The 7,762-nt window shown below is 72.4% G+C and carries 8 protein-coding genes and 1 pseudogene; 7 read left to right on the forward strand and 2 right to left on the reverse strand.

The features are described from left to right. The 4 genes and pseudogenes from CCN29_RS26300 to CCN29_RS26315 form a co-directional block, all read left to right on the forward strand. Positions 1–209 (forward strand): annotated as a pseudogene (locus CCN29_RS26300) (ABC transporter substrate-binding protein); the annotation flags it as partial. Between the two features lie 92 nt (positions 210–301). Next, on the forward strand, positions 302–1,504 hold the full coding sequence (locus tag CCN29_RS26305) for an LLM class flavin-dependent oxidoreductase (protein ID WP_086684971.1): 1,203 nt from the start codon (positions 302–304) through the stop codon (positions 1,502–1,504). A 21-nt stretch (positions 1,505–1,525) separates the two neighbouring features. Further along, positions 1,526–2,899 carry an NtaA/DmoA family FMN-dependent monooxygenase gene (locus tag CCN29_RS26310; RefSeq protein ID WP_086684974.1) on the forward strand — a complete coding sequence of 458 codons (1,374 nt, stop codon included), beginning with the start codon at positions 1,526–1,528 and terminating at the stop codon, positions 2,897–2,899. Then, positions 2,896–3,960 (forward strand): LLM class flavin-dependent oxidoreductase, encoded by a 1,065-nt coding sequence (locus CCN29_RS26315; protein ID WP_086684977.1) that lies wholly within the window; start codon positions 2,896–2,898, stop codon positions 3,958–3,960. The genes CCN29_RS26310 and CCN29_RS26315 overlap by 4 nt, the downstream gene beginning before the upstream one ends. 106 nt (positions 3,961–4,066) lie before the next feature. Here the strand turns inward: CCN29_RS26315 and CCN29_RS26320 are convergent, their stop codons facing one another. Together CCN29_RS26320 and CCN29_RS26325 are read right to left on the reverse strand one after the other, a co-directional pair. Further along, complete coding sequence (locus CCN29_RS26320; protein ID WP_086684980.1) at positions 4,067–4,900, reverse strand: DUF1684 domain-containing protein; 834 nt, start codon at positions 4,898–4,900, stop codon at positions 4,067–4,069. A 28-nt stretch (positions 4,901–4,928) separates the two neighbouring features. Further along, complete coding sequence (locus CCN29_RS26325) at positions 4,929–5,531, reverse strand: nitroreductase family protein (RefSeq protein WP_031021186.1); 603 nt, start codon at positions 5,529–5,531, stop codon at positions 4,929–4,931. A 498-nt stretch (positions 5,532–6,029) separates the two neighbouring features. Between CCN29_RS26325 and CCN29_RS36250 the strand changes: the two genes are divergently transcribed. From CCN29_RS36250 to CCN29_RS26335, 3 genes are all read left to right on the forward strand, one after another. Then, positions 6,030–6,110, forward strand: a complete 81-nt coding sequence (locus tag CCN29_RS36250; RefSeq protein ID WP_369153443.1) for a putative leader peptide — start codon at positions 6,030–6,032, stop codon at positions 6,108–6,110. A 228-nt stretch (positions 6,111–6,338) separates the two neighbouring features. Continuing rightward, entirely contained in the window at positions 6,339–6,893 is a 555-nt protein-coding gene (ssuE, locus tag CCN29_RS26330; protein ID WP_086684983.1) for an NADPH-dependent FMN reductase, read from the forward strand. Positions 6,894–6,968: 75 nt separating this feature from the next. After that, on the forward strand, positions 6,969–7,762 hold a 794-nt coding region (locus tag CCN29_RS26335; protein ID WP_086684986.1), incomplete at its 3' end, for an LLM class flavin-dependent oxidoreductase.

Below are 7,762 nucleotides of genomic sequence, written 5' to 3' on the forward strand. Positions count from 1 at the left end.
CCTACTCCGGCGCCGGCGCCGACCTCCAGGGCCTCATCGCCGCCACCACCAGGAAGGACAACGGACTGGTCGAGCCCCTGGCCGACGCGCTGAACCACGTCGTCGAGAACGGCGCCTACACCAAGGTGCTCAAGCGCTGGGGCCTGACCGACGAGGCCGTCACCACCTCCGAGATCAACCCGCCCGGTCTGCCCAGGACCGCCGGCTGACCACCACCGGACCACGGCGCGGGGACGGCGCTCCCCGTCGTCCCCGCGCCCTCCACCCCGCCACCGTCACCGACCTCCTGGAAGGCACCCACGTGTCCCCGACACCCGCATCACCCCTGCACCTCGCCGTCGCCCTGGAGGGCACCGGCTGGCACCCCGCCTCCTGGCGGGATCCGGTGTCCCGCCCCCGCGACCTGTTCACCGCCGCCTACTGGGCCGGCCTGGTCGCCGAGGCCGAACGCGGCCTGCTCGACTTCGTCACCCTCGAGGACGGCCTCGGGCTCCAGACCTCCCGCTTCCTCGAACCCGACGACCGCACCGACCAGGTGCGCGGCCGCCTCGACGCCGTCCTCACCGCGGCCCGCATCGGCCCCCTGACCCGGCACATCGGCCTCGTCCCGACCGCGGTCGTCACCCACACCGAGCCGTTCCACCTCTCCAAGGCGATCGCCACCCTTGATTACGTCAGCACCGGCCGGGCCGGCGTCCGGGTGCAGATCACCGCCCGCCCCGACGAGGCCGCCCACTTCGGCCGCCGCGGCATCCCGCGGATCGACGCCTATGACGCGCCGGCCGCACGGGAGACGGTGACCGACCTGTTCGACGAGGCCGCCGACTACGTCGAGGTGCTGCGCCGGCTCTGGGACAGCTGGGAGGACGACGCCGAGATCCGCGACGTCGTCACCGGACGCTTCATCGACCGGGACAAGCTCCACCACATCCACTTCGAGGGACGCCACTTCAGCGTCAAGGGACCCTCCATCACGCCCCGCCCGCCCCAGGGCCAGCCCCTGGTCACCGCCCTCGCCCACGACACGATCCCCTACCGCCTGGTCGCCCGCGCGGCCGACGTCGGCTACGTCACCCCCCACGACGCGGACCAGGCCCGCGACATCGTCGCCACCGTCCGCGAGGAACAGGAGGCGGCCGGACGCGCCGCGGACCCCCTGCACGTCTTCGGCGACCTCACCGTGTTCCTCGACGACGACCCGGCCCGGGCCGCCGCCCGCCGCGCCCGCCTGGACGATCTCGCCGGCGAGCCGTTCACGAGCGACACCCGCGTCTTCACCGGCACCCCCGCCCAACTCGCCGACCTCCTCCTGGAGTTCCGGTCGGCCGGGCTCACCGGGTTCCGGCTGCGGCCCGCCGTCCTCGGCCACGACCTCCCGGCGATCACCCGCGGACTGGTCCCCGAACTCCAGCACCGCGGCGCCTTCCGCGGCGCCTACGAGGCCGGCACCCTGCGCGGCCTGCTGGGTCTGCCCCGGCCCGCCAACCGCTACGCCACCGCCTGAGCCGGAGGAACGACCACCACCATGAGCAAGCCGCTGAAGCAGATCCACCTCGCCGCCCACTTCCCGGGCGTCAACAACACCACCGTGTGGAGCGACCCCGCGTCCGGCAGCCACATCGAGTTCAGCTCCTTCGCGCACTTCGCCCGCACCGCCGAACGCGCCAAGTTCGACTTCCTGTTCCTCGCCGAAGGACTCCGGCTGCGCGAACAGGGCGGCAAGATCTACGACCTGGACGTCGTCGGCCGCCCCGACACCTTCACGGTGCTGTCCGCGCTCGCCGCCGTCACCGAGCACCTAGGACTGACCGGCACCATCAACTCCACCTTCAACGAACCGTACGAGGTGGCCCGCCAGTTCGCCTCCCTCGACCACCTCTCCGGCGGCCGCGCCGCCTGGAACGTCGTCACCTCCTGGGACGCCTTCACCGGCGAGAACTTCCGCCGCGGCGGCTTCCTCCCACAGGAGGAGCGCTACTCCCGCGCCAAGGAGTTCCTCGCCACCGCGCACGAACTCTTCGACTCCTGGCACGGCGACGAGATCACCGCCGACCAGGACACCGGGGTCTTCCTCCGCGACGCCAAGGCCGGCGCCTTCGTCCACCAGGGACAGCACTTCGACATCCACGGCCGTTTCAACGTCCCGCGCTCCCCGCAGGGCCGCCCCGTCATCTTCCAGGCCGGTGACTCCGACGAGGGACGCGAGTTCGCCGCGTCCGACGCCGACGCCATCTTCAGCCGCCACACCACCCTCGAAGCCGGCCAGGCCTTCTACACCGACGTCAAGCGCCGCCTCGCGAAGTACGGCCGCCGCCCCGACCAGCTGCTCATCCTGCCGGCCGCCACCTTCACCCTCGCCGACACGGACGCCGAGGCACGCGACCTGGCCAAGGAGGTGCGCCGTCAGCAGGTCAGCGGCGCCACCGCCCTGCGCCACCTCGAGTTCGTCTGGAACCGGGACCTCTCCGGCTACGACCCCGACGGGCCCCTGCCCGACATCGACCCCGATGTGAGCAGCCGCCACATCGCCGAGGGCCGCGCCCAGGTCCGCATGTACCGCGACCCGCTGGCCACCGCCCGCGAGTGGCGCGAACTGGCCGCAGCCCACAACTGGTCCATCCGCGACCTCGTCATCGAGACCGGCAACCGCCAGAACTTCATCGGCTCCGCCGAGACCATCGCCCGCACCATCGACGAGTACGTGCAGTCCGACGCCGCCGACGGCTTCATCCTCGTCCCGCACGTCACCCCCACCGGCCTCGACGCCTTCGCCGACCAGGTCGTCCCGCTGCTCCAGGAACGCGGTGTCTTCCGCACCGACTACGAGGGCCCCACCCTCCGCCACCACCTGGGCCTCGCCCACCCCGACGACCTCCGCGACCGGCGGGCCGCCTCATGAAGTTCCTCGCGATCACCCTGATCGTCCATCGCCCCGACCCCGTCACCGGCGTGCTGAAACCGACGCACGACCGCTTCCGCGAGGTCCTCGACAACGCCGTCCTCGCCGAGCGACTGGGCTTCGACGGCTTCGGCGTGGGGGAGCGGCACGAGCGGCCCTTCCTCTCCTCCGCGCCCACCGTCGTCCTCGGCCACATCGCGGCCCTGACCCGCCGCATCCGCCTCTTCACCGCCGTCACCACGCTCAGCCTGCTCGACCCGGTGCGCGCCTACGAGGACTACGCCACCCTCGACCACCTCGCCGAGGGCCGCCTCGACCTCATCATCGGCAAGGGCAACGGCACCGCCCAGCGCGACCTGTTCCAGGTCACCCCCGAAAACCAGTGGGACCGCAACGCCGAGAGCTACGACGTCTTCCGCCGCATCTGGCGGCAGGAAAGGATCACCGCCGACACCCGCTTCCGCCCGCCCCTCAAGGACGCCGAGGTGTGGCCTCGCCCCTACCAGCGGCCCGTCCGCGTCTGGCACGGCAGCGCCACCAGCAAGGAGTCCGTCGACCTCGCCGCCCGCCACGGCGACCCGCTGTTCTCCGCGAACGTCACCCACCCCGTCGAGCCCTACGCCGAACTGATCGACCACTACCGGGAACGCTGGGAGCACTACGGCCACGACCCGGCGCGGATCGCGATCGGCGCCGGCTCGGCCGGCCTGCTGGTGGCCCGCACCTCCCAGGAGGCCGTCGAGACGTACCGGCCGGTCTTCGAGGCGAACCTCGCCTTCCAGAGGGAGTCCGGACTGCCCGTCGTCTTCGAGACGGTGGAGGACTTCGTCGACCGCAGCTCCGCCCTGGTCGGCAGCCCGCAGCAGATCGTCGACAAGGTGCACCGCTACCACGCCCGGTTCGGGCACAGCGTGCTCCATGTGCACGCGGACGCGGGCGGACTGCCCGAGTCCGTGCACCGCGACTCCCTCGAACGCTTCCAGTCCGAGGTGGCCCCCGCCCTCCGCCACGCCCTGCCGGACCCGCCGTTCCCGTGGGAGCCGGTCGACCCGGTGCCGTAGGCCGGGCCCGTGGCGCCCCGGACATGACGCGACCCCTCCGGCACTCACCGGCCGGAGGGGTCGCGTCGTACCGGGTCGCGTCATACTCGGTCGCGTCGTACCGCGCTCAGGCCGCGGCGGACCTCCGCTCGTACGGGATCGTCTCACCGGCCTCGATCGCGATCGGGAGCCGGTTCTCGGCCGGCGGCAGGGGGCAGGTCGCGAAGTCGGTGTAGGCGCACGGCAGGTTGGTGGCGCGGTTGAAGTCCAGCACCACCTGGCCGTCCGGGCCGGGCGCGTCGATCTTCAGCGCCCGGTTGGCGGCGTAGGTGGTCACACCGGACGTCGCGTCGGTGAACAGCACCAGCAGGGCGCCCGGCGCGCCGCCCTCGAACGCGGTCAGCTCCAGTTCCTGCCTCTCGATGGCGAACCGGACCTTGCCGGGGGCGTCGTAGACGTGCTCGAGTCCCTCGACGGCGGCGCCCACCGTGGTGGGACGCGGCTCGGGGAACGGCACGTACGTGCCGGTGAGCCGCCAGCGCGGGTCCGGCGCGTAGGCGGGCGTGCCGGTGAACGCGGTGCGCAGCGGGTGGTCCGGGTGCCGTGGCCGGACGACGTCCTGGCCGCCCCGGCGGGCCACCTCGATCACCGCGTCGCCCCAGACGGCGTTGACGGAGGCGCGCTCCGCGAGCACGCCGAAGTGGTGCCGGCCGCGCACCGTGGCGCCGTCGACCACCAGCTCTTCCCCCTCGTCCAGCTCGACGGTGACCCCGTCGTCGTCGGCCGACCAGAGGCCGGGCGCACCGGGGAAGCGCTGGGGCTCGGACGCCGGCCAGTACAGGCCGGTGACGGCGAGGAAGCCGTGCTCATGGGCGAGCGCGGTGTCCTTGTCGTGGTGCCAATTCTCCCACTCGGCGACGAAGGCGGCGGTGTCGGTGGCGGTGGAGTCCTGAACGGTCATGTGCACTCCTGAAGGTGAGGGCGGGTGGTCAGGGGCGAACGGGCAGCGGGGTGCCCCAGCTGTGGGCGAAGAACGTCTCCGCGACGGGGCGCCGCTCCCGCACGGCGGTCTCCCGCTCGCGCAGCTTCGGCGGCAGCAGTTCCGCCGGGGCCAGCGCGCCCACGGCGACGACGGACAGCGGCCGGAACCCCTCCGGCACACCGAGCGACGCGCGCAACGCGTCGGCGTCGAAGCCGGACATCTGATGCGCGTGCAGACCCAGGGCGTGGGCCTGCAACACCAGCTGGGCCGTCGCGAGCCCGGTGTCGTACGAGGGGCCGGGCTGCGGCACGCCGTCCTCGACGTTCTCCTGCGCCACCGCCGCCACCAGCAGCGAACTGGCGTGCGCCCACGCCTGGTTGAAGGGGATGAGCGCGTCGAGGATGCGCAGGAACGTGGTGTCGCCGCGCCGGCCGACCAGGAAGCGCCACGGCTGGGCGTTGTAGGCGGAGGGCGCCCAACGCGCCGCCTCCAGCAGGGAGACCAGCTCCTCGTCGCCCAGCGTGTGCGCGGCGTCGAACGACCGGGGGCTCCAGCGGTCGGCGAGCAGTGGATGAACGGCCGCGGTGGTGGTCGCGGTACGGGGTGACATCGGGGAAGTCCTTCGTCGTCGGGGGGGTACAGGGAAGGGGGGGAGGAGGGCACGCCGGAGGACGCCACGGCAGCACGCACCACGGCCCGGGACAGCGGGTCAACGGCGACTGCGGGACAACGGGGCTGCGGGGACTGCGGTCAGCGAGGTGCGATCCGGCGATGCGGCGATGCGAAGAGAAGAGGCCGGTCGAACGGCCGGCGCGCGCGGCGTCAGCTACGTGGCTACGCGGCGGGACAGCCCGTGGTGGTGACACGCACGTAATCGACGTGGCGGCGGGTCACGAGGACGGTCATGCCCTCAGGTAACCACACGCCGGCGGCGCCGCGCCAGATCGGCAGGCGCCGTCTCGGCCGACGGGACGGCGTTCCGGGCGGGACCAGGGCGCGGACCAGGGCGCGGACCGTACAACAAGCGCACGTATCGCGGCTCTCAGCATGTGGAACGCCGTCCGGGCGTTCTTGACCCGTGTCACCGACCGCTGCTTTGATCGACGGCATGAAGCGACAGGACCTCACGCGGCGACGCCATGTCGACCTCGCGCGTGTCTCCAGCTCCTTCTGTCGCCGTCACGCCTGAGCGCCCCGGGGGAACCCTCGCGCCGGCGCCCTCTCTCACGGCTTCCCGCTGTTCCGCTGACGCCTGCCGTCGTCGTCAACGTGTAGTCGTCTGACGTCCGTTGACCGCGCTCCTCCGCCGGTCGGCCAGGCGACGGACGCTCCCCGCCCCGCCCTTGTGCGCAGGCCGCCGACCGTTGCCCGTCGCCGCCCGACGTTGCCCCACTCCACCTCCCCGGAAGGTCCTCGCATGGCCACCGTCCTGTCCGTCTCCGGAAGCCCCTCCGCCACCTCACGCACCGCCCGGCTGCTGCGCCATCTCGACCAGCGGCTCGTCGCCCAGGGGCACGACGTCATACCGCTCGACGTACGCGCCCTCCCGCCCGAGGCGCTGCTGCACGCCGACGTCCACCATCCGGCGATCGCCGAGACCACCGCCCTCTTCCAGCAGGCCGACGGCGTCGTCATCGGCACCCCCGTCTACAAGGCCGCGTACTCCGGGCTGCTGAAGGCGCTGCTGGACCTGCTGCCGCAGTTCGCGCTGACCGGCAAGACCGTCCTGCCGCTGGCCACCGGCGGCACCACCGCCCATGTCCTCGCCATCGACTACGCGCTGCGGCCCGTGCTCAACTCGATGGGCCCCGCCCACATCACGCCCGGCTGGTTCACCCTCGACAAGGAGATCACCGTCGGCGACGACGCCACCCTGACCGTCGCCCCCGCCGCTGCCGAGGCGTTGGCCCAGGTCACCGACCAGTTCTCCCGCGCGCTGGGTGGCCGCACCTTGCTGGCGGCCACCGGGTGAGCGTTGTCTCCCCGAGCACTGCCTCTCCCTGACCTCGGCGTCCTCCGACATCGCACCCCCGAACGGAGCCCTCCCGTGTCCCTCACCTTCCACTGGTTCCTGCCCACCAACGGCGACAGCCGCCACGTCGTCGGCGGCGGCCATGGTTCCCCGGCCACGGCGTCCGGGCGGGACCGGCCGCCCACGGTCGCCTACCTCAGCCAGATCGCCCGCGCCGCCGAGGACCTGGGTTTCACCGGCGCGCTCACCCCGACCGGCGCGTGGTGCGAGGACGCGTGGCTGACCACCGCCATGGTCAGCCAGAACACCGAACGGCTGAAGTTCCTCGTCGCCTTCCGCCCCGGTTTCGTCTCGCCCACGCTCGCCGCGCAGATGGCGTCCACCTTTCAGCGGCAGAGCGGCGGACGGCTGCTGCTCAACGTCGTCACCGGCGGCGAAAGCCATGAACAGCGCGCCTACGGTGACTTCCTCGACAAGGACGACCGCTACCGCCGTACCGACGAATTCCTGCATGTCGTAAAGGAGTTGTGGCAGGGCAGGACGGTGGACCTGGAGGGCGACCACCTGCGCGTCGCGGACGCCAGGCTGACGCGGCTGCCCGACCCGGTGCCCGAGGTGTACTTCGGCGGATCCTCACCGATCGCCGGCCGGGTCGCGGCGAAGCACGTCGACGTCTACCTCACCTGGGGCGAACCGCCCGCCGCCGTCGCGGAGAAGATCGCCTGGATCCGCCGTCTTGCCGCGGAGGAGGGCCGCACCCTGCGCTTCGGCATACGGCTGCATGTCATCACCCGCGACACTTCAGCACAGGCATGGGCGGAGGCCCACCGTCTCCTGGACGGCTTCGACCAGGAGACGGTGGGCCTCCG

It is taken from the genome of Streptomyces pseudogriseolus (assembly GCA_002154585.1).
GTDB classification, from domain to species: Bacteria; Actinomycetota; Actinomycetes; order Streptomycetales; family Streptomycetaceae; genus Streptomyces; species Streptomyces pseudogriseolus.

What these genes read in the sequence shown, in the direction of transcription:
- CCN29_RS26315 (WP_086684977.1), top strand. Translation starts at nt 2,896, where the DNA reads ATGAAGTTCCTCGCGATCACCCTGATCGTCCATCGCCCCGACCCCGTC.
- CCN29_RS26320 (WP_086684980.1), bottom strand. Translation starts at nt 4,900, where the DNA reads ATGACCGTTCAGGACTCCACCGCCACCGACACCGCCGCCTTCGTCGCC.
- CCN29_RS36250 (WP_369153443.1), top strand. Translation starts at nt 6,030, where the DNA reads ATGAAGCGACAGGACCTCACGCGGCGACGCCATGTCGACCTCGCGCGT.
- ssuE (WP_086684983.1), top strand. Translation starts at nt 6,339, where the DNA reads ATGGCCACCGTCCTGTCCGTCTCCGGAAGCCCCTCCGCCACCTCACGC.
- CCN29_RS26325 (WP_031021186.1), bottom strand. Translation starts at nt 5,531, where the DNA reads ATGTCACCCCGTACCGCGACCACCACCGCGGCCGTTCATCCACTGCTC.
- CCN29_RS26310 (WP_086684974.1), top strand. Translation starts at nt 1,526, where the DNA reads ATGAGCAAGCCGCTGAAGCAGATCCACCTCGCCGCCCACTTCCCGGGC.